The 21,217-nt window shown below is 43.1% G+C and carries 15 protein-coding genes, 1 tRNA gene and 1 pseudogene; 10 read left to right on the top strand and 7 right to left on the bottom strand.

The window, feature by feature from the left end; translation table 11 throughout:
* The first annotated feature begins 158 nt into the window (after positions 1–158).
* Positions 159–983, top strand: a complete 825-nt coding sequence (locus ACZ5ZC_RS06030; RefSeq protein ID WP_005391035.1) for a phosphate ABC transporter substrate-binding protein — start codon at positions 159–161, stop codon at positions 981–983.
* A gap of 59 nt (positions 984–1,042) precedes the next feature.
* On the opposite strand, the gene ACZ5ZC_RS06025 is transcribed toward ACZ5ZC_RS06030, so the two are convergent.
* Positions 1,043–1,723, bottom strand: a complete 681-nt coding sequence (locus ACZ5ZC_RS06025; RefSeq protein WP_054868278.1) for a MaoC family dehydratase — start codon at positions 1,721–1,723, stop codon at positions 1,043–1,045.
* A gap of 328 nt (positions 1,724–2,051) precedes the next feature.
* On the opposite strand from ACZ5ZC_RS06025, the gene ACZ5ZC_RS06020 reads away from it, so the two are divergent.
* Positions 2,052–2,142: transfer RNA gene (locus ACZ5ZC_RS06020), tRNA-Ser, on the top strand.
* Positions 2,143–2,304: 162 nt separating this feature from the next.
* Here ACZ5ZC_RS06020 and ACZ5ZC_RS06015 read toward each other — a convergent pair.
* Positions 2,305–3,855 carry a methyl-accepting chemotaxis protein gene (locus tag ACZ5ZC_RS06015; protein ID WP_464931494.1) on the bottom strand — a complete coding sequence of 517 codons (1,551 nt, stop codon included), beginning with the start codon at positions 3,853–3,855 and terminating at the stop codon, positions 2,305–2,307.
* 284 nt (positions 3,856–4,139) lie between these two features.
* Here ACZ5ZC_RS06015 and modF point away from each other — a divergent pair, with 284 nt between their 5' ends.
* On the top strand, positions 4,140–5,594 hold the full coding sequence (modF, locus tag ACZ5ZC_RS06010; protein ID WP_464931493.1) for a molybdate ABC transporter ATP-binding protein ModF: 1,455 nt from the start codon (positions 4,140–4,142) through the stop codon (positions 5,592–5,594).
* Here the strand turns inward: modF and ACZ5ZC_RS06005 are convergent.
* A complete protein-coding gene (locus ACZ5ZC_RS06005) occupies positions 5,582–7,054 on the bottom strand; it encodes an EAL domain-containing protein (RefSeq protein ID WP_047009316.1) in 1,473 nt (490 codons plus the stop codon). The two genes, modF and ACZ5ZC_RS06005, sit on opposite strands and share 13 nt — an antisense overlap.
* 348 nt (positions 7,055–7,402) lie before the next feature.
* On the opposite strand from ACZ5ZC_RS06005, the gene ACZ5ZC_RS06000 reads away from it, so the two are divergent.
* From ACZ5ZC_RS06000 to ACZ5ZC_RS05990, 3 genes are all read left to right on the top strand, one after another.
* Positions 7,403–8,137 (top strand): IclR family transcriptional regulator, encoded by a 735-nt coding sequence (locus tag ACZ5ZC_RS06000; protein ID WP_005391048.1) that lies wholly within the window; start codon positions 7,403–7,405, stop codon positions 8,135–8,137.
* A 6-nt stretch (positions 8,138–8,143) separates the two neighbouring features.
* A complete protein-coding gene (locus ACZ5ZC_RS05995) occupies positions 8,144–8,983 on the top strand; it encodes an arginase family protein (protein WP_054868275.1) in 840 nt (279 codons plus the stop codon).
* A gap of 307 nt (positions 8,984–9,290) precedes the next feature.
* Positions 9,291–12,317 carry a DUF6701 domain-containing protein gene (locus ACZ5ZC_RS05990; protein ID WP_464931492.1) on the top strand — a complete coding sequence of 1,009 codons (3,027 nt, stop codon included), beginning with the start codon at positions 9,291–9,293 and terminating at the stop codon, positions 12,315–12,317.
* Between the two features lie 65 nt (positions 12,318–12,382).
* Here the strand turns inward: ACZ5ZC_RS05990 and ACZ5ZC_RS05985 are convergent, their stop codons facing one another.
* The 4 genes and pseudogenes from ACZ5ZC_RS05985 to pcp form a co-directional block, all read right to left on the bottom strand.
* Positions 12,383–13,675: a DEAD/DEAH box helicase gene (locus ACZ5ZC_RS05985; protein ID WP_054868273.1), complete on the bottom strand. Its 1,293-nt coding sequence runs from the start codon at positions 13,673–13,675 to the stop codon at positions 12,383–12,385.
* A gap of 170 nt (positions 13,676–13,845) precedes the next feature.
* Positions 13,846–14,832 carry a CobW family GTP-binding protein gene (locus ACZ5ZC_RS05980; protein WP_464931491.1) on the bottom strand — a complete coding sequence of 329 codons (987 nt, stop codon included), beginning with the start codon at positions 14,830–14,832 and terminating at the stop codon, positions 13,846–13,848.
* Positions 14,833–14,895: 63 nt separating this feature from the next.
* Positions 14,896–15,159 (bottom strand): annotated as a pseudogene (locus ACZ5ZC_RS05975) (hypothetical protein).
* A 197-nt stretch (positions 15,160–15,356) separates the two neighbouring features.
* On the bottom strand, positions 15,357–15,995 hold the full coding sequence (pcp, locus tag ACZ5ZC_RS05970) for a pyroglutamyl-peptidase I (RefSeq protein WP_301576982.1): 639 nt from the start codon (positions 15,993–15,995) through the stop codon (positions 15,357–15,359).
* 287 nt (positions 15,996–16,282) lie between these two features.
* Here pcp and ACZ5ZC_RS05965 point away from each other — a divergent pair, with 287 nt between their 5' ends.
* The 4 genes from ACZ5ZC_RS05965 to trpB all read left to right on the top strand — a co-directional run bounded on the left by ACZ5ZC_RS05965 (position 16,283) and on the right by trpB (position 21,217).
* Positions 16,283–16,531: a hypothetical protein gene (locus tag ACZ5ZC_RS05965; RefSeq protein ID WP_005375646.1), complete on the top strand. Its 249-nt coding sequence runs from the start codon at positions 16,283–16,285 to the stop codon at positions 16,529–16,531.
* A gap of 307 nt (positions 16,532–16,838) precedes the next feature.
* Complete coding sequence (locus ACZ5ZC_RS05960) at positions 16,839–17,051, top strand: cold-shock protein (protein WP_005375644.1); 213 nt, start codon at positions 16,839–16,841, stop codon at positions 17,049–17,051.
* Positions 17,052–17,345: 294 nt separating this feature from the next.
* A complete protein-coding gene (gene rnr, locus ACZ5ZC_RS05955) occupies positions 17,346–19,592 on the top strand; it encodes a ribonuclease R (protein ID WP_464931490.1) in 2,247 nt (748 codons plus the stop codon).
* A gap of 401 nt (positions 19,593–19,993) precedes the next feature.
* The gene (trpB, locus tag ACZ5ZC_RS05950) at positions 19,994–21,217 is read left to right on the top strand and encodes a tryptophan synthase subunit beta (protein ID WP_085344662.1); all 1,224 of its coding nucleotides are present in this window, start codon (positions 19,994–19,996) and stop codon (positions 21,215–21,217) included.

Genomic DNA, 21,217 nt, shown 5'->3' with positions numbered 1-21,217 from the left:
TCTCATTTACTCAGATTACCATCTCACTTTGCTTGGAAACGCTACCTACATCACCTCTTGGTTAGAAAGAATTCCCTTGTTTAGACCTGACAGTTCACAAAAGTGTAACCTGAACGCAATATCATAAACGCTGCTTTATACCGTATATGGAGTTTAATATGTTACGTTTTACTGTGGCGACGTTATTGGCCATAGCAGTCTCCCTCCCCGCCATTGCAAAAGAAATTAATATCTCTGGGTCAACCTCGGTTGCTCGCGTAATGGATGTACTTGCAGAGGAATACAACAAAACACACCCGGACGATTACATTGCAGTTCAAGGTATTGGTTCTAGTGCGGGTATTACAATGGTTAATAAAGGCGTAGCCGAGATTGGGATGAGCTCTCGCTATCTGACAGAAAGCGAAAAAGGTGAAGATCTCAACGTATATCCTATCGCTTATGATGGCCTAGCTGTTGTTGTAAACCGTACAAACTCTGTAAAAAACCTTTCTCAACAACAACTGTTTGATATCTACAAAGGTAAAATCAAGAATTGGAAAGAGGTTGGTGGTGCAGATCAACCTATCGCTGTTGTCACTAGAGAGGCGTCTTCAGGCTCACGCTACAGTTTTGAAAGTCTGCTAGGACTAACCAAAATCGTAAATGATCGCCTCGTCTCAGATATCAGCCCGAACAACTTGGTTGTAAATAGCAACAGCATGGTAAAAACCATCGTGAACCATAATACTCGTGCAATTGGGTTTATTTCTGTGGGATCAGTAGATCGCTCAATAAAAGCGATTCAATTAGATGGTATTGACCCAACTTCGGCAAACATTAGCAATCACAAGTATAAATTGGCGCGGCCATTCCTAGTACTCTACAAAGTCAATAAGATTAGCGAACCAGGTAAAGGGTTCGTCACCTTCCTTCGCTCAGAACAAGGACAAAAAGCGATTGCTGATTACGGTTACACTCCAGTAAAAAGCTTTAATCAATAAAACCAAAAAGAGAGCATATTAATGCTCTCTTTTTATATGTTTTCTATCTGGCTCTGGAATTAGAAATGCAGTTGAATAACAGAAACGACAACAGCACCAGGTCGACGAATACCTTCGATTTCCACTTTAATTTCACGCTCAATCTCCAAACCTTTTTTGATCGGCGTTACTTTTGTTAACTTGCTGACAGCACGAACGTTGTTTCCTGCTTTAACAGGGTAAGGGAAACGAACTTGGTTTAAGCCTAAGTTAACGACCATTTTGGCTGTTGGGAACATTGGCTTATCAGGGTCCACTGAGTCAGTCAATTTAGGCAACAATGCTAATGTTAAAAAGCCATGAGCGATGGTTGTCTTAAATGGAGATTCAACTGACGCACGTTCTGGATCTGTGTGAATCCACTGCATGTCTTCCGTTACCGCACCAAATTGATTGATACGTTCTTGAGATACATGCACCCAGTCACCAGTGTGAATCACTTCACCAATTTTTTCACTTAACTCGTCATACAGCTTTTGAGCCTCAGGTGCCATTACGATTGGTGCAGGTTGAGGCGCAACCTCTTCGTTAACAGCTGGCTGTTGGTGATCACGAACTTTTGAGAAAAGAAAGCTATTCTGAGCTTTTCCCAAAAAGTCACTCCAATAATCGCGTAACGTTGGAGACATCCAATTCATAAACTCGGATTGATGAGCAGAAATCGCATCAACTTTGTCTTTAAATAGATTTGTGACCTTCATAAACACCCTTAAAAAATTTAAGCACAACTGGCTATACCAGTTAATTTTGAATTAGTTCACAAAGTCTTGCAAATACTTTCGGGCGAACACCTGTACCCTAAAAGCAAGTTATTTCTTAAATATCATAAAGATAACAATAAAACACCATTTTATTGACTTGCGCCAAGATAAAGTAAAAACTCTATAAATTGCTACTATTTGTCTCTTTTTTACCCCATTTTCAAACTGTTTAACATTACATCAGCGACTATAAAACGAGCAAACAGTACTTCTATTATAATTCAGCACTTTACAAGTCGGACTATGCTCCCTATTATACGTCCGAAACGGAGAGATGGCTGAGTGGTTGAAAGCACCGGTCTTGAAAACCGGCATACGTTAATAGCGTATCTAGGGTTCAAATCCCTATCTCTCCGCCACTTATTTAGAAAGCTCGCATTTATTGCGAGCTTTCGTCGTTTTAGCGCTTGTAAAATGACGGAGGTTCGAACCCCTAGTCGTATACGGCCCCAGAGCTTCACCACATTCCAATAAAGAGCCCGCTAAAAATTAGCGGGCTCTTTATTTCTATTTTCTAGTGTTTAAGCAAACTTCTTAATCATTTCGGATAGGTCATTGGTACAACTTTGCACTTTAGAGTTCATCTGATTCGTTTCTGTCATCAGATCATACGATTCACTGTACTTTAAGTTAAGCGACTGGATGTTTTCGTTAATCTCATCCGTTACGTAAACCTGTTCTTCTATCGCTACCGCAATTTGTTGATTTCGCTCGACTACATCCTGAACGAGAGATTGCAGCTGTTGGATGCTATCTAAAGCCGTGCCTAATAATGTTACCGTTCCAGTCGACATTTCATTGCCTTTCTCTAGCGCAGAAACCGCTGATTTACTGCCCTTTTGAATTCCTTCAATGGCCGCTTTAATTTCTGTTGTCGATTCCTGTGTTCTTTTAGCAAGGGTTCTCACTTCATCCGCAACGACCGCAAAGCCTCTCCCTTGCTCGCCTGCCCTCGCCGCTTCAATTGCTGCATTCAACGCTAATAAGTTGGTTTGTTCAGCAATATCATTGATCACTTCAACAACGGTTCCTATTTGCTCGGTTTGTTGGTTCAAACGCATGACCACTTTAGAGATTTCGCCGAGCTCATCCACCAGCTCTAGTACCGAGTGGTTAACATTATCGATAACGCTACGGCTATCTGTCATCGTGTTCTGCGCTTCTAGCGTAGCATCGGCCGTCGCTTGAGCATTATTTGATATCTCAGATGATGAGGCTTGCATCTCGTTGACCGCTGTAGCGACCGAGTCGATCTCTACTTTCTGTGCACTCAAGTTTTCCGTTACTTGCTGGCTATTAGTCGCAGCACTGTTGGCACTTGCACGCGTTTCTTCGCAAGAGTCTTTTACAGACACCCCGACTCGCCCTAATAGCGCATCTGCAAATTGCTTACGCATCTTCATACCCAGTTCAATTTCAGCCAGATCGTTAATTTTTCCGCAATAAATATACTCCATTAGTGGATTGTTGAAGTCTTGCCTAGCCTGTCTAGCAAGCTTTTCAACTGGCCTTGTTAATACATAAATTGAGAAAACGGAAAGTAATGCAGCAATGCCAAAGGCCACCGCTGGTGATTGGTTCATTTGTAGAGTTAGCAAGCCAAGAAGGTTTGAAATGAAAAGAAAGAAGGCTGATCTTATCCACAAACGCGTACGAGGAAGATACATTTGCAATGGTTTACCGTTATTCCGAAGCTTTGAATACGCTTTTTCCGCTCGTTGAACGTGTATACGCTCAGGTTTAAATCGAACCGATTGGTATTCAACAACTTCACCATTGGATTTGATAGGAGAAGCAAACGCATCAACCCAATAATACCCTCCGTTTTTACGTCGGTTTTTCACCATTCCCATCCAGTGTTTTCCGGCTTTTAGGTGCGTCCATAAATCTTTAAAAGCCTGTTTCGGCATGTCGGGGTGGCGTACAACATTGTGAGGCTTACCGATAAGTTCACCATCACCAAACCCCGCGACTTCATTAAAGTTTTCACTGGCATATTTGATATAGCTGGACGTATCGGTGATAGAAACTAGGCTGTAACTCGAAGGGTAATCATATTCCGTTTCACTCATAAACATGTGTCCTTACATTGATTAATTAAATAAACGGCAAGTATGAGTGTAGCAGCATAACATTTGTGCGCATAATGATAAGCTCATTGTAAAATTCAATGAAATTACTGATAGGTCAATTTATTACCTGCAAGCGTAGTGGCGGTTTCACTCTCAAATAGCACTACCCTTGAGTGCTCACAAGATGGTGCATTGATTAAAATTAATACACAAAAGCGCTTCCTTACTGAGTTCGTAAATTGTTATAAATAAACGATTACAACGAAAACAAGGAAGACAAACATATGACTATTCGTTTTAGTCAGCTTGCCGCTCAAGGGAACACGGCTCACCTATTTATTGACGATTGGAAAATAGACACTCAGCACTCTTGGGGAATATTCAGCGCGGATGGGGATATTGGTTCTCTACTTGGAGACCTTATTTGTGGTGAACTTTCACCAATAAGCGGGAAACTTGAGCTTGATGGGTTGTCCGTTGCTCAAGTGTCGTTATCAGAGCAACAGCGATTACTGGAAAGGGAATTAGAAAAGGACGATACAGACTTTCTTGATCGTATCGATCAAGGCAGTACCGTTTACTCACTCATTCAGGAGCGCAGCCAAGACGCTAATTTAATAGATCAGCTGATTACCGATCTCGACCTAACTCACCTTAAACACAGTGGCTTTCGTGTTCTCTCTACAGGAGAAACAAGACGAGTGATGCTAGCTCGCGCTTTAGCAACACAGCCTGATTTGTTACTGCTAGATAACCCATTTACTGGTTTAGATATCGCCCATCGAGCAGCTCTCGCTCACTATTTACACTCGCTTTCTCAAACCGTACAGCTACTGGTCACGTTTTCTCGCGAGTCTGATATGCCTGAGTGGATTGATCGCGTTGCGCTTTTCAGTGCAGGAAAGCTGGACAGTACGATGGATAAATCCAGTTGGGATAATCATCCAATCATTGAACAAATTAAATCTCAGTCCGAGCAACAGAGTGAAGAAATGATGAACTTGATACGTCAGCATCAGCACTCGACACACTTCGACAACCCAATATTTAAACTAACAAATGGGTCTGTTGAATACACTGATAAGAAGATCTTTACTGACTTAAACTGGCGAATAGACAAAGGTCAGCATTGGCAGATCAAAGGCCCAAATGGCTGTGGGAAGAGCACCTTGCTTGGGTTAATCTTTGGTGATCATCCTCAGTGCTACAGCAATGACATTGATATCTTTGGTAAAAAGCGAGGGTCTGGCGAGACAATCTGGGAAATTAAGCAGCACATAGGTATGGTATCTTCAGCGTTACACCTTCAATACCGCGTTAACTGCAGTGCGCTAGACGTGATTTTGTCCGGTTTTTACGACTCCATAGGGTTGTATAACCAACCCACTCGTAAAGAAGTGGACATCGCAAACGAATGGCTCGACATCCTACATATGAGCCAATACCGAAAAACCTCATTCAAGCAATTAGAGTATGGTCAACAGCGCCTGTTGTTGATTGCAAGAGCCATCGTTAAACAACCAACATTACTGATTTTGGACGAGCCATATCAAGGGTTGGATTTTCTTGGCAGGCGTTTAGTTAAGAATACACTTGAGCTCATCGCCCGAGAGAATTTAAGCCAGCTATTGTATGTATCTCATTACCAAGAAGACCGCTTGGATAGCATCAAGAATGAGTTAGAGTTTGTTTTTGATGACAATGACCAATGTTATCGGGCTAACGTTTACCAATCATAATGACTTCGCTGAGCAAGTTGATCATAAGGTAAAGGCTTGGAGTAAAAATATCCTTGATGATATCGCACTCCCATCTTTTTCAAATGGTCGGCTTGCGCCGTTGTTTCTACACCTTCAGCGATGAGTTGTACTTTTAGCTCTTCCGCAAAGTGAACAATAGCTTTTAAAACAGAAGCACTAAGGCTAGGTATACCAATAGTTTCGACAAAACATTTATCGATTTTTAGGTAATCAATACGCATGTGCTGCAGAAACGCCAGCGAGGTTTGACCGGTACCAAAATCGTCGATCAACACATCAATGCCATGTACTCGCAGCGCTGCGATGCACTTTCTGGCTTCAGCATCAATGAGTTGACGTTCTGTTATCTCTATGCCTAATGAGACGTTATTTCGACTTAACTTCCTATCAATGAGTTGAATCTTTCTAATCGCGTTTGGCCCAACTAAGTAACCGGGCGGCACATTAATACCAAGGTGAACAGACTGATTAAAGTCTAATTTACTAAAGTCTTCTGCCGCTTTATCGAGAACGTAATCCGTGAGCAAAAAGACCAATCCACTTTGCTCCGCCGCTGGTACAAACTCATCAGGAGAAATGAACCCTTTATTCTGATGTTCCCATCGCACTAGGGCTTCAAAACCAAATAGTTGACCAGTATCAACGTTAATCTGGGGCTGGTAATACAGAGTCAACTCGCCTTTCTTTATGGCTTTCTTTAAATCCAGAACCAAGCTTCGATGAGGATCGATAAATTTATTTAACGCATATAAGCAAAGATAGATAACAAAAATTATTGGAATTGAATACAAAAAATAGGAAAGTGTTCTCTGTTTGACGAACAGATCGCTAGCTTCACTCAAAGCTTCATACTCAAACATTTGCGACGATTTGATGCCAATAGGATTACTTCCCGTTCTCAACGCTTCTTCAGGTGCAACTTGGTCATGAATAAATAAGGCAGAGCGTTTTAAGCGTAAATCGTTATTAAATCCTATCTTCGCATTAAAGTAGTCATGATCAATAATCGTCACCGCTTGATAACCTCGCTCTCCTTCGGTCACGACGAGCAAAAATTGGTCATATACGCTATCCACGTTTCCCAGTGCTAACGCTTGTCCCTCAGGAAATGTAATGTGCTCGGCTAACGGCTTAGAAATTACGCCCAGTTTAGAAGAACACGTAATGATCCCATCTTTTACAATCAGCATTTCTTCGATATCTCGTTCAAACATCAAGTTTTGCTGAAGCTCTTCACATCGTCTAGGATGCAACAAAGCCGTGCGGTTTTCGGTCTCTATTTGGAATAAAATTTCGTCTGCGATTTGAACGTTTTTTTCTAATAGATGGTTGAGGTTGTTTTGCACGCTTTCACGAGCTAAATACAAGACTTCGCCAACAATCAAAGGAATGGGCAACAAAAAAATGATGGCTTTTTTAAAAAGCGCCTTATTCAGCATATAAAAGTAACCTTTTATAAAACCGATTTACTGAGATGGTATCTGGAATCTGATACCCACTAGCAACTCTCGTTTATAATATTATTTATTTAGATTAACTCAGTATGCGAAACACTTGGTAATACCGCAAACTAAACAATGCCTTAATCCCTCCTGTTCCAATTTAGCATCAAACGACTCAAACCTGAGACGTCAATACGACATCATTTTTGAGCCTATCGGTACCGAGGTAAGCCCTCAGTCGTCAAATTCTCACTCTACGAGAATTACCCATTAAAATTATTTTTCTTTTCTCAGTGATTAAGAATTATATTTGTCGTAATTCATATAACACGTTACAACACTCTCATGACGACAAACAAAGCTAATGCGAACCAGGTAAACGAAAAAGCACTGCAGTTGTTAATGCAAGTTGCAGTTAGTCCATTCCCAGTCTCTGCGAAAACGCTAAGCGAGCAATTGAACGTTCCTTTGAGCAGTCTCTACCGACACTTGAAGCTACTCAAAGAGTGGAACTTGATTGAAGAAAGCGTACACGACAAGACATTTGTCGTTGGCCCGGCAGCATTGCTGCTCATGCATAGCTATGAGACCGCACAGCATGGGTTAGATATGGTCGAAACCATACTGGCTCGGTTGGTCCAACAAACAGGGGAAATGGCCGCTTATATGGTACCTGCAGGGTATCGCGCGCTTTGTGTCAGACAAAAAGAAAGTATGCAGGCGCTGCGTTGCAGCTTCGTCCAGGGTCAAAGTCAACCTCTGCTACGTGGTGCCTCATCTAAAGTGATGCTCGCTTTTATGCCTCAAAGTCGATGCGAGAAAATCTTGAGATACTTTAATCAAGATCACCGACGAGACGAATGGGAACAAGAGCTCACAACCATCCGTAAACACGGATATGCCGTCAGTACTTCAGAAATTGACCCGGGTGTTTCTGGCATCAGTGCACCAGTGATGAAAGGAAGCAAACTGATCGGCGCGGTCTCGGTGATGGCTCCGGCCCACCGAGTCGAAAAGGATAAGCAGCGCATTATTTTGCATGTGTTGCAAGCGGCAAGGGCACTACCACCAGAAAGGTAATTCATCATGTTAAGCTTTTTCAAACGCTATAAACTCCACCACACCGTGAAACAGCCGCAGCATTACCCTTTTTCTTTTATGACAGTGTGTGAGTATTTGCCACCCATGTCTAAGGGCGCGTTTGAATTAGCTGATCAAAGTTTGGAAAATGCTAGTGATTGGCTATACCAACAGCATGATCATGAAACCGCTGAAAACTTTGGTCACTTCAACCACGACAAGCTGGAAAATGGCGAGTTTCAGGAAGCGTTAAGCCTTTCGCTTTCTCGCCACTCAATTCCTGTTTTAGTAACTAACTGTACCGAGGCAATCTTGTCCATGTTACCTGTGGTCGTGTCTTATCGAGAAGAAGTGGGTGTGGTAAATATTGGACATGACATGAACTTGAAGCCGACACTTGAACCACGTTTAGGCTCTGCATTCCATTTTGCTCTTTCTCGCTATCAAAACGTGCGATTATTTTTTGCTGGTGTTAGCGAACAAGATACAAAGCAAGAAACGTGGGAATACGCGGAGGATCAAGGTTGTGACTGGGTAACCGATAAAGAGTTTTCTTTTCGTCATCGCAATAATGTAAAGCAGTTGATCGGCAATTACCTCGACCATTGCGACCAAATAATCCTCAGTATCGACCTTGGCTCCTTAAAAACCAAAAACAGCCTTGATGGTACCTCAGAAATTGATATCCAAATGGTTCTACGCACCATTAGGCAATGCCTGGTTGCAGGTAAAGTCAGAGCCATTCAACTCGTAGGCGATCGCGATCGTCTGGTCTATTCGAGACAAACGAAAGCCATACTAGAAGAGTTATATCAAATGGCTCCACTCATTGTTCACGCAGCCTAGGATTAAGTTCGGTTCAGAATCAGGACGCTCAAGCTACTGATTCTGAACCAACATGGTTAATTATTATCTTTTACCAACAAATAGTTACATGAATAAAGCGACTCATGTCACACTTAGCTATTGAACTTATCTCATACCTACGTTCTAATAACGCCACTATGCTTTGGTATGACATACGAAATAAAAATAGCCAAAGTTCAATAAGTAAGCGGATTAAAAACCAAAAACACCGCCGACATTTCAACTTCTGTGAGCACTTGCTCACGCTCGCTTGATGCCATCTTATTCCACTTTTTTAGGACATTTGATGATGCGTCTTTGCAGTATTTTCGCTGCGGTTCTTGTTTTACCGCTAGCCTCACACGCCACCACTTATGACGTCAAAGATCTATCTGAGTTAGGTCAACTTTGCTCACACAAGAGTTTTAGTATCGGAAGTGATGGTACGACTTATCACTGTACAGGGAAACTAGTCCTACCCGCAGGTGACAAAATTGTCTCCTCATTACCGGAAAAAGAGATAACGCTAGAAGCAGCTCATGGCATTGTGTTAGAGGGGAACAATACGATTGGTGAACCCAATAAGCGTATATCTCTACACGCACTCGCTACCGGATTAACGGTTAACAATGAGAAAGCTTCAAGCATTGACGATTACCAAAACAAGCACACGGTTATCTATGGTGATCTTCTATCGGCTTACCCAACAAAGCTGAATAACGTTCTCATCGATGGGGATATAGAGCTAACAGGTGAGGCCCTTCATATTGATGGTGAGTACAACACCATTATTGGTGACATTTTGACTCACAGTACGACCGATATATTCAACGCTAACGTTTGTGGCACCATTGAATCAAAAGGCCATCAATTGCATCTCAAGACGAAGAACCCTTTCCAACGACATTTCGTCGTCGGTGACATTGTGGCGCACAGTTCTCTGCTTATTGATGACATGGAGATCTACGGCACTACTGAGACTAAAGGAGCATCTGCCGCATTGAACGGTTCGTTCTATGGCTCTACTACAGCAATTAAATACTTCCAAACATTGAACTTCAACAACGCTCCAAATCAGCCAAGTCAAGTTTGTGGTGAAATCCAACAAACGCCAGGAAGTGCACAAACGAAAGTACAAGACAACAAATACACGCAATACTGTGGATTGGGCGACACTGATTGTCACTACTCTTCTCAGATCTGTCCGATCACCCCTCAAGATGTTCCGAATTGCAGCATGCAACCACCATCAGAGAACGACTTCGACCTAAGCGTCACACCATCGGACGATATGGCACTGATGTGCGGCGACGATCTTCCGCAATTTACAGCAACAACAACCAATAATGGAGAAGTTGTAAGCGCAGAAGTCAGTGCTGTCCTATCACACCCTGACTTGTTCACTTTAGAGATGGTCAAAGGTCAGCAGATATTAAAAGCAAACCAATTTATGTCTGACGACAATGGTGAGCTCGTTGTTCGAGTGGTCCCGAACGATATCGATACCATCGCGTTAGATACTAACTACACGCTGACTTTCACTATGGCAGAAGACACCAGCAAGCATCAAACGGTTAGCTTTATGTTTACGCCATTTATGTTTGAGGCCTACTCTAAGACGAAAAGCGCAACTTTAAATGAAATACGCGTTATTGCAGGTAAACCAGAAAACGTGCATACGCGATTGCTTGCTTGTGCTTCCACCGGCGAACCTGTAGTCGCAAGCAACTACAATGGTACTCCTAAGGTTTTTCATCCATTGGTTCAACCATTAGGAGGAAGTGAAGGAAACTTTAGCTATTCAGCGGAATTTAAAGACGGCTTGTCTGAACATGGTCTTATCACGAATGAGTCCGGCATATTTGAAGTGACATTGTCCGATCATTTTGAGTGTGAGGGATTTGAAGAGTGCCCAGAAGAAGGCAAAGTGGAAGTGAAAGGGACATTTAATGTGTACTCGCGACCATGGACACTCGCTATTTGTGAGAACCAACGTGCTTTGCCTTCTGGTACCTCTGAACAAGGAGAAGGGTTTCTTGCTGCTGGAGAACTTTTCTCTCTAACAGTGAAGCCGATCATTTGGCAAACTGACGGCTCTGTAAGTGGTCCTGTTGAATCAGCACGTTATTGTGATGCCTCTATCACCCGTAATTTTATGCTTGATGGCGCTCCAGCAGCATCGGTTGTCTTGTCGAGTGAGCAACATACGCCATCAGAGACAGCGAACCAAACCTCGAAATTGCTAAAAAGTAGTGACTCACTGGCTCAGGCGCATAATTCAGCCAAGAATGATCAATTCGTCTTTAATGGATTATATTGGGAAGAAGTCGGGAGCTTGAGAGTAAAAGCAAACTTAGCAAGTAAATATCTAGGTATGACTGTGAACGAAGGCTATCGTTACGTCGGTCGTTTTTACCCAAAATATTTTCAAGTGCAAGACCAAGAATGGCACTACCCACATGGCCAAACTTTTGCTTACATGAATCAACCTTTTGAGAAAGTCACTTACGATGTTGTCGCACTCAATGCGAATAAGGAAAACGTGAAGAACTACGTCCACTTTTCATCTAACCTTCAACAACATTTCGACTTAGGCGAGCTAAGCTCATACTCCGAACGGTTTTTGCCGCCTAAGCCTAAGAAGGTAGACTGGAAACTACTGGGTAGCGCGAGTGTTGGAACGTTTGTTATCGAGAAGCCCTCGACCAATGCGACTTGTAACAATAGCCCATGTTGGAAAAAGAACACGACAGATAAACAATACCCTGATGGTCCATTTAATAATGGGACTAACAGTGACAGCAGCAAAATAGGTATAGTCACGACTAAAGCCGTTGATGAGGTAAACTTCTTTGATAACAGCGAAGTGCTCACACAACAACCAGATATTCGATTCGGTCGTTTGAACTTTCAAGATGTGGGTGGCAACCAAGGCATGGTGATCAAAGTGCCACTTGATGTGGAAATTTGGCAAGACGGCCGATTTACGACTAACTTCGATGACAGCTCAACAACGGCGAATGGTGAATATTACTTCAGCACGCCAATTTGGTCGCATGCGCCAGCAAACAACGCCCTGCTTTCTGGCGTTGGAACGATGAGTATTGGCAGGATGACCGATATCGTTGCAAGCCAAATTGACTCAGCGCGCGAGCAAATACAATTCCACCTAGATTTAGACAGCTCAGGCAATCGCATCCCTTGGCTAAAATACGACTGGGATAGCTCTACAAGTGAAGAGGAAAACCCACCCGTCATTATTACGTTTGGTATTCACCGAGGAAACGATCGCATTATTTATCGTGGTGAACCCAATATGCTTGGCCTAAATTAACGCGAAACGGCAAACAAAAAGAGCCCCTCAATTGAGGGGCTCTTTTCATCACAAACTGATGTAATTTACTTTGTGCCACGACGCGCTTTCAGGCGCTTCACCATAGCAAGACGACGCTCTGCCGACCCTTGGTCTGTTGCCGACTGGTTCGGATTATTACGACGACCTTGACGATTCTTAAATGCTGGTTTTGAGTGCAGCTTTTCAATGTAAGACTCACGCTGCTTTGGTTCATAGCCTGCAAGCTCAATACGGCGAATGCGTTGCTGGATTAGATTTTCAACCTGAACCACCGTGAGCTCTTCATCTCGGTTTACAAATGAAACGGCATGGCCTTGTTTACCTGCACGACCCGTACGGCCAATTCGGTGAACGTAATCTTCCGCTAGGAAAGGCATGTCATAGTTCACAACGTGAGGTAAGTCTTCAATATCTAGACCTCGAGCAGCGACATCGGTAGCCACCATGACACGTGCTTTGCCAAACTTGAACTCTTCTAGCGCACGACGACGAGCGCTTTGAGCACGGTCACCATGACAAACCACCGCTTTGATACTATCAAGTTTCAGCTCTTTTACCACTTCGTTTGCGGTCTCTTTGTAGTTCACAAATACCAACACTTGTTTCCAGTTTTTGCGACCAATTAGCTCTGAAAGCAGTTCCGTTTTTCGCTCTTGATCAACTGGATATAGCACGTGAGCAACTGTTTGTGCCGTAGTATTTGCACGCTCTACTTCGATACGTTTTGGTTTACGCAGAATGTCTTTCGCTAACAGGTTTAGCTGGCTTGAAGTCGTTGCCGAAAACATCATGATTTGTGGGTCTGTATCCACATCCAGCATGATCTTACGAACTGCATGAATAAAGCCCATATCCAAGATACGGTCTGCTTCATCAAACACCAAAAACTCTAAGTGTGCCACCGAGACATTACCTTGTTCGATGTGTTCTTCCAATCGACCAGGTGTAGCCACAAGGATATCAACACCATTTTCCAGTGCCGCAACCTGAGAAGACATTTTACGGCCACCGAAAATCGCCGCCACCGACAGATTGGTGTACTTCGTATAAGCTTTGATGTTGTCAGCAATTTGTTCAGCAAGCTCGCGAGTTGGAGCCAAGATAAGTGCACGAGCAGTCTTACGAGAAGCGCTACGGTTACTGTCTAACAACTGCTGAATCATAGGCAGAGAAAACGCAGCCGTTTTACCAGTACCTGTTTGTGCTGTAGCGAAAATATCATGGCCTTTGCGAGCCATTGGAATCGCCTTCTGTTGAATTGGCGTTAACTTTTCATAACCGCATTCTGCCAGTGCTTTAACCACTTCTGGCGCAAAACCTTGAGATGAAAATGACATTGAGCGTATTCCTTAAACAAACCACTAAAAATAGCTTTAAAAATTTAGCCGTGCACTATACCCGAATTTGAGTGATTTATCTCACTTTTCTCATTGAAACGCTACAAAAGCAAAAACGGCGAACGCAGACAGATTGCAGGCTCACCGTTTCCGTTTAATATTTGTTCGATTTAACGCTTAATGCCAGACAGCTGAAGGAGAATTTGCTCAAGTTCATCCCATGGCAACAGCTGAGAATCTATCACTTCTAATCGTGATTCAAACCCTTCTAAGCTGATTTCATTCACCGACACGACTCGGTTGGCAACATTAAACGCGTAGCACCCCTGATCCGTGTTGACCACCGCTTTAACGCGTTCCGCCGTTAAGTCCGAAAGCATTGAGAAAAGTTTATCAAAATCAAACGTGTACTCTGCCCCAAACAACCACCCGCAGCTAAAATACCCTTGCCCTTTGTTCTCTTTGCGCACAAAGGCTTCACCTGGCGGCAACTGGAATTGAGGCTCTTGGTGAGCATGGTCATGATGATGTGACTCGATATGGGAAGAAGCGCTGCCGTAAACCCGTTCGATATCCAATACTTCTATCGGTAACTCACCATCATGAATAAGCTTACTGAATACTTTTGAGGGAGATTGGTCCGTCACCCAGTCATTAAACACATCAATGTCGTGACTGGTACAAAGGTCAACCTTACTACCTATAACCACATCTGCACTGTCTAACTGGTCCACGAAACTTTGGTTAGAAAGGTACTTTTCATCACTTAAGTTACGCGGATCAACCAGAGCGATCGTCGCTTTTAGATCAACGTAAGGTTCATACTGTTCTGAGGTAAGCGTCGCGATAACCTGTTTTGGATGACCAAGGCCTGTCGGCTCAATCAATAAACGGTCCGGTTTTTGGCGCAGTAACGCGGTAATACCGACCGACATCGGCACACCCGCCGTGCAACACATACAGCCACCCGGCACTTCTTTAATCAGCGCACCTTGGTCGGTCATCAATGCACCGTCGATGCCAATCTCACCAAATTCATTGACCAAAACCGCCCAGCTTTCGTTTTCCGGTTTGTTCTTCAGTAGATTTAAAATCGTGGTCGTTTTACCGACACCCAAAAATCCGGTCAGTATGTTGGTTGGTACTCGATTTGACATGCTTATCTCCGACACGTTAGTGCATTAATGCTCCAGCAAAGTATACGGAGAATGTGACTCGCTTCAACGCTTTTTATCGCGCTCATCAAGCTCATTGCGTGATGCGTGGGTACACATTTTTTGAGAATGATCAGAGTGACTTATCAACTCTGAACGCTTCATATCAGAAAGATACATACTGGTGTAAATGACGCAGGTAAAAAACGCGATAATAGCGACTACGATGGGAAGAACTCAGAGTGTGTTTTCGAATTTAAGCGCAGCGATAGCCAATGCGAAAACAACGACAGAGATAAGTGCGATAGACTTACTTTTGTTGCTTTTCATGATAACTCGCCTTTCGTAAGGGTAGCCCCTAATACCTCCTGTATTAGGGGAATGCCAGTTTGAACAACATCCAACCTGACTATTCAATGCTACTCCTTTCGCTACTTGTGAAATTTGACAAAGCTAACATTTATTACAACATCAAACGATGAACTTATTACTAGCTTTCAGACACTTAGTGGACTGTAAAACACTTATTAGCAAATCGACCCGCCGCTGACCAATATGTCGTTTTCATTGGTAATACAAACTTGAGCCACCAGCCTCAACCCTTCGACTATCATCTCCAGAGACATGGAAGGCTGACTGCCACCTGCTGCTTGTTCTGGCAATAATGGGATATGAACAAACCCATGACGAATTGGTTTGTCTTTTAGATAATGTTGGATGCCATAAAAAAGGTGGTTACATACAAATGTTCCGGCACTGTTGGAAATCTGGCTAGGTATCCCCTGCTTTTGCAGCGTTTGAACAATACGCTTTATCGGCAGTGTCGAGAAGTAAGCATCTGGGCCGTCAGCCACTACGGGTTCATCAATCGGCTGATGACCAGCGTTATCTGGAATACGAAAATCATCCACATTAATTGCGACACGCTCTGGGGTGATCGCGCCACGTCCGGCCGCTTGCCCAACGGTAATCACACAATCTGGCTGGTGCGCTTCTATTGCATCAATAACGGTATTCACTGACTTATGCCGAATCACAGGAACTGGGCAAGTAACGATCATGGCATCTTCTATTGCCGCCCCCTCTAATCGCTTCACCGCTTCTAAAGCGGGGTTAATGGCGTCACCACCAAAAGGTTCAAAACCGGTAATCAGGACTTTCTTCATAACAGCCTTTAGGAAAAGAGTTTCACAAATTATTGCACTCCCCTTCACCCCATCCAATAGCAAAAGTATTGTTGACATAAGCCAGACAACATTATGTGACTCATGTCTAACCAGCGAGGGTTTTCACTTTATTGAATCTAGACAAGTTCCGGACTATCGAGACTAACTATCGATGATTAGTGGCAGGGCTTGGCTCTCTCATTACATGACTCACGCAGAAACTTGGTTTCCACGCTTAACTTAGGTAGAGTACGCGACCGCAATGCAATTCGAAGAGATTGAATACAATGAATATTGATAACCATGTAATCGAAACGATTGAAGAGTTAGAGGCATTTCTGCATTTAGTAGAAAGCGGCGCTCTGGGTCTTGAAGGTGTCACTGGCGTTGCGCTAGCCACCTCTAATACCGATGGCCGTCCATTTGTTGCCGTATTAGGAGAAAAGCACCAATTGCTCCTTGGCCGCTGGGTTTCGCAGCACGTATATGACAATGGTAAAGACATCGTTCGTAACGGCCCAACCAGAAAACACTAAGCGCTCAGCACCATCTATAACACCATGCCGTCTTATACACCAAGCGTATGCTTTGAAAGCAATGCGCTTGGTGTACTTAAAAAATAAAAAAAGAAAAGGCTAGCCTTTATTAATTTTGTCGGTATACTGCACATCAGCTCTTACGGAAAGAGCTATTAATGTAATTAAAGATCAAAGTTTCTCTCAGTTCCACATCGAATTCCTCGTTTACGTTCCTGCGACAAAATAGTTATCTCTAAAATCATATAGTAGCACTTGATATTAGCTAAAAATTCAATATTTAAAACAATCAAATATAGAGGTATCTATGTCTAATAAATTAACTGGTTCAGTAAAATGGTTCAACGAAACTAAAGGTTTTGGTTTTATTTCTCAAGACAATGGCGGTGATGACGTATTCGTTCACTTCCGTTCTATTGTTTCTGAAGGCTTCAAAACTCTTACTGAAGGCCAAAAAGTATCGTTCGTTGTTGAACAAGGTAACAAAGGTTTACAAGCTGCTGAAGTAACTGCACTGTAATTCTTTGTGTGGCATCAACGTTGTTGGTGCCACCATCCCCTTCCACTTATTGCCGCCCTTACTATTCTCTATCTAAGTTTATATACCCAAATCACTTACCTCTCCCACACCGTCATTAATCACTTTCAATAAAGTCACTTTGGTATACATCTTTAGGTAATCACACTACCTACCTTGCAATTCCAGTTTGGAATTAAATTAATCTGATTCATATCTGAATCACTTCGCCTCATGCTTTGCTCATATAAATAAAGTTTATAAAATAAAAGCGATTGGCGAATATAAGAGAAAAAAATGAAATTAAATATATCCGCACAATCAATAAATTCTAATAATTACGAGCACATTATACCTAGCCGAGACGTTATCCTTAGCCTATTCGATAAAGTTAAAAATCACTTAAGTCACGAGCAAATTTCTCGCTCTACTGGCTTAGATGAGAAACCACAAAAAGACGCTTTAAAAAAACGTTTACGCGCTATGGAGCGCGATGGCCAGTTGATTTTCACGCATCGCCGTGGTTATAAGAAAGTCGATCAAACCGCTTTGGTTTCTGGAAAGGTCAGCATTCACGCAGACGGCTTTGGTTTTGTCACTTACGACAGTAATGAAAAAGACCTTTTCTTACCTAAACACCAACTTACTCATGTGTTTGATGGCGATATCGTACTGGTTCTGAAAGGCAATGCTCAGCATCAAGGACGCTCAAATCATCGTTTCATCAAAATAGTGGAACGAAAAACAACCCACATCGTGGGCTTGTTAAAGAGAAAAGGTTCGAACTTCTATCTAGTGCCAGAAAGCACGAAACTGACTCAAACCATTCATGTCACACCAAATGATCTTATCGCCAAAAATGCCGGTAAACTCGTTCATTGTAAAGTCACGGCCTATCCAGATCACAGACAATCAACAACAGTTGAAGTGGCGGAAGTATTAGGGCGTCCGGGAGAAGCAGGGATTGAAGTTAAATTGGCGTTACGTCGACATGGCATCAATGACCATTGGGATGATGAAGTTCTTCACGCCGCCTCCGCATTTGGCAATCACGTAGAAGAAAAAGACAAAACGTCCCGAGTAGATTATCGAGATTTACCGTTCGTCACTATCGATGGGGACGACGCGAAAGACTTTGATGATGCCGTTTACGCATACCAAATGGACAATGGGCATTGGAAGTTATTCGTTGCGATTGCAGACGTATCTCACTACGTTCAGCCAAACGACCATTTAGATCTTGAGGCGCAATCTCGTGCAACGTCCGTTTACTTCCCCGGATACGTTGTACCAATGCTACCAGAAACATTATCTAACGGTTTGTGCTCGCTTAACCCGAATGAAGACCGATTGGTTATGGTATGTGAGATGACCTTTGACGACGAAGGTAACATGCTAGATTCAGAGTTTTCTGAAGGGATCATTCACTCGCATGCTCGTTTAACTTATAACGAAGCTTACCGCATTGTTTCCCAATCAACGGAAGCAAAAAAATACCAAGGTAAGAACCCAAAGCAAAACATTAAACAGCATCTGGTGAATCTCCATCGCTTGTATTTGAACCTATCTGGTCAACGTCAAGTCCGTGGTGCCATTGATTTTGACACGCAAGAGCTTTCATTCACGTTAAACAATAAAAAGAAAATCGCGTCCATCGTTCCGGTAGTTCGAAATGATGCCCACCGAATGATCGAAGAATTCATGCTTTGTGCCAACGTTGCCACCGCTCAATTTTTGCAGCAACAAAAAATACCGAGCTTATACCGCGTGCACTCTGGTCCTCAGATGAAAAAACTGTCTTCATTAAGAATGATGCTTGCAGAGAAAGGGCTAACGCTTGCGGGTGGTGATAAACCAACTTCTCATGACTACAACGCATTACTGGAACAAGTGCGAGATTTGGATGAGTGTGATGTGATTCGTACCCTACTGCTACGTTCTCAGAGTCAAGCCGAGTATTCGCCGAAGAATATGGGTCACTTCGGTTTAGCCTATGACGCATACGCACACTTTACTTCGCCAATTCGTCGTTACCCAGACTTACTCGTTCACCGCGCCATTCGCGCTAAACTTCGAGAGCAAAAAACAGGCAAGCTACGCAGTCTGCTCATGAAACTAAAACCTATTCGTCAATTGACAGGTGCTGCGGACAACTACCCTTACGATGCAAAAGTAATCGAGCAACTGAGTGTGCACTGTTCGCATCAATCTCGTCAGGCAGATGAAGTGAGCCGAGAGGTTGAGTCTGCACTGAAATGTCATTACATGAAGCCATTTATCGGACAACACTTCATGGGGACGGTGTCTGGAGTCACACACTTCGGAGTATTTGTTGAGTTAGAGGAAAACCGAATCGAAGGTCTCATTCCTTTATCAAGTTTTCAAAATGGTGAGTTCGAATTTGATGCAGTCAAACAAAAAATTTCCAGCCAGAGCACCACGTTTACTTTAGGGACGAAAGTGCACGTGTTGGTTAAAGACGTCGATTCGAAACAAAGAAAGATCATGTTCAATTTAAAAGATGCAGAACACACGGTAGGTTAGTCTGTTGTAGTCTATTTTCTAACCCATTGTTCAAAAATAAAAAATAAGCTTTAGATACCGCGATTAACTTGTGACATTTCGCTGACATCAGCTCATTCTAAAACCCTAATATCTGGCAAAGGAAACGAATCTAACTTTTGTTTCCAGACACCATCGCAGAGTGTATTTCCAACACTCTGTTTGCCTCGAGAGGTTCTTATGACAGCCTAGGATCTCTCGGGGCTTTTTTGCGCCTCTTAACCCCCACCTTATGTTGTACCCAACCCGTTACCAACCACACAAATTGTACTTTTTAACTAGTTCACTAGATCGCGAATTCTGATTTAAGCAACTGATCACACAACCACTTCTAAATTTTGGGTATAAAAGTATCAATACTTTCGTTAACTAGGATGTAAATAATGAAAAACTCGTTTGATCTCACCATGCCCAATGAAGAAGGATACTTTGGTGAATACGGTGGTAGCTTCGTGCCGCCAGAGCTTGAACAAATCATGCGTGACATCAACGCAGCTTATGAGGAATGCAGCAAAGATCCTGAATTTAAAGCGGAACTTGCTCGCCTGTATAAGCACTTTGTTGGACGACCTAGCCCAATCTTCCATGCAGAAAACTTGTCTAAGAAATACGGAGCAGACATCTACCTAAAGCGCGAGGACTTAAACCATACAGGCGCACATAAAATTAACCACTGCTTAGGAGAAGCCATTCTCGCTAAAAAGATGGGTAAGAAGAAACTGATTGCTGAAACTGGCGCAGGACAACATGGTGTCGCGCTTGCGACAGCCGCCGCACTGGTTGGCTTGAAGTGCGATATTTACATGGGTGAAGTTGATATTGCCAAAGAGCACCCGAATGTCGTCCGTATGAGAATCCTTGGTGCCAATGTCATCCCTGCCACTCACGGGCGCAAGACTCTCAAAGAAGCGGTTGATTCTGCCTTCGAAGCCTACTTAAAAGATCCTGACACACAACTTTACGCGATAGGATCCGTCGTTGGCCCTCACCCATTCCCAAAAATGGTACGAGATTTCCAGTCAATTATCGGCAACGAAGCACGTGTTCAATTCAAAGAAATGACTGGTAAGCTACCCAATAATCTCGTTGCATGTGTTGGGGGAGGATCTAATGCGATGGGGCTATTTACTGCTTTCTTAGACGATGAACAAGTCGCTATTCACGGTGTCGAGCCCGCGGGCCGCTCTTTGCAAAAGGTTGGCGAGCATGCTGCAACACTCACACTTGGTGAGCCAGGTATTATGCACGGATTTAAGTCTTACATGCTCAAAGATGAGCAAGGCGAACCTCAAGAAGTGTACTCTGTAGCAAGTGGCTTGGATTACCCATCGGTTGGTCCTCAGCATAGTTACTTAAAAGACATTGGCCGTGTCAATTACGGCTCAATCACCGATGACGAAGCAATTGATGCATTCTTTGAACTGTCTCGCGAAGAGGGGATTATTCCAGCGATTGAATCCTCACACGCTGTCGCTTACGCGATTAAACTCGCGAAGCAAGGAGAAACAGGCTCAATTCTGATCAACTTATCCGGTCGCGGTGACAAAGACATTGATTTTGTCGTTGAACACTACGGCGCAAAATATGGCATTGAATCAATTGTTTAG

It is taken from the genome of Vibrio sp. JCM 18905 (assembly GCF_055393305.1).
The sequence above is the reverse complement of the archived record's forward strand: the minus strand, read 5'-3'. Positions and strand labels throughout refer to the sequence as shown.

Bases quoted from the DNA above. Each gene is read 5' to 3' on its own strand.
- ACZ5ZC_RS06030 (WP_005391035.1), top strand. From the start codon at position 159: ATGTTACGTTTTACTGTGGCGACGTTATTGGCCATAGCAGTCTCCCTC.
- ACZ5ZC_RS06025 (WP_054868278.1), bottom strand. From the start codon at position 1,723: ATGAAGGTCACAAATCTATTTAAAGACAAAGTTGATGCGATTTCTGCT.
- ACZ5ZC_RS06015 (WP_464931494.1), bottom strand. From the start codon at position 3,855: ATGAGTGAAACGGAATATGATTACCCTTCGAGTTACAGCCTAGTTTCT.
- modF (WP_464931493.1), top strand. From the start codon at position 4,140: ATGACTATTCGTTTTAGTCAGCTTGCCGCTCAAGGGAACACGGCTCAC.
- ACZ5ZC_RS06005 (WP_047009316.1), bottom strand. From the start codon at position 7,054: ATGCTGAATAAGGCGCTTTTTAAAAAAGCCATCATTTTTTTGTTGCCC.
- ACZ5ZC_RS06000 (WP_005391048.1), top strand. From the start codon at position 7,403: ATGACGACAAACAAAGCTAATGCGAACCAGGTAAACGAAAAAGCACTG.
- ACZ5ZC_RS05995 (WP_054868275.1), top strand. From the start codon at position 8,144: ATGTTAAGCTTTTTCAAACGCTATAAACTCCACCACACCGTGAAACAG.
- ACZ5ZC_RS05990 (WP_464931492.1), top strand. From the start codon at position 9,291: ATGATGCGTCTTTGCAGTATTTTCGCTGCGGTTCTTGTTTTACCGCTA.
- ACZ5ZC_RS05985 (WP_054868273.1), bottom strand. From the start codon at position 13,675: ATGTCATTTTCATCTCAAGGTTTTGCGCCAGAAGTGGTTAAAGCACTG.
- ACZ5ZC_RS05980 (WP_464931491.1), bottom strand. From the start codon at position 14,832: ATGTCAAATCGAGTACCAACCAACATACTGACCGGATTTTTGGGTGTC.
- pcp (WP_301576982.1), bottom strand. From the start codon at position 15,995: ATGAAGAAAGTCCTGATTACCGGTTTTGAACCTTTTGGTGGTGACGCC.
- ACZ5ZC_RS05965 (WP_005375646.1), top strand. From the start codon at position 16,283: ATGAATATTGATAACCATGTAATCGAAACGATTGAAGAGTTAGAGGCA.
- ACZ5ZC_RS05960 (WP_005375644.1), top strand. From the start codon at position 16,839: ATGTCTAATAAATTAACTGGTTCAGTAAAATGGTTCAACGAAACTAAA.
- rnr (WP_464931490.1), top strand. From the start codon at position 17,346: ATGAAATTAAATATATCCGCACAATCAATAAATTCTAATAATTACGAG.
- trpB (WP_085344662.1), top strand. From the start codon at position 19,994: ATGAAAAACTCGTTTGATCTCACCATGCCCAATGAAGAAGGATACTTT.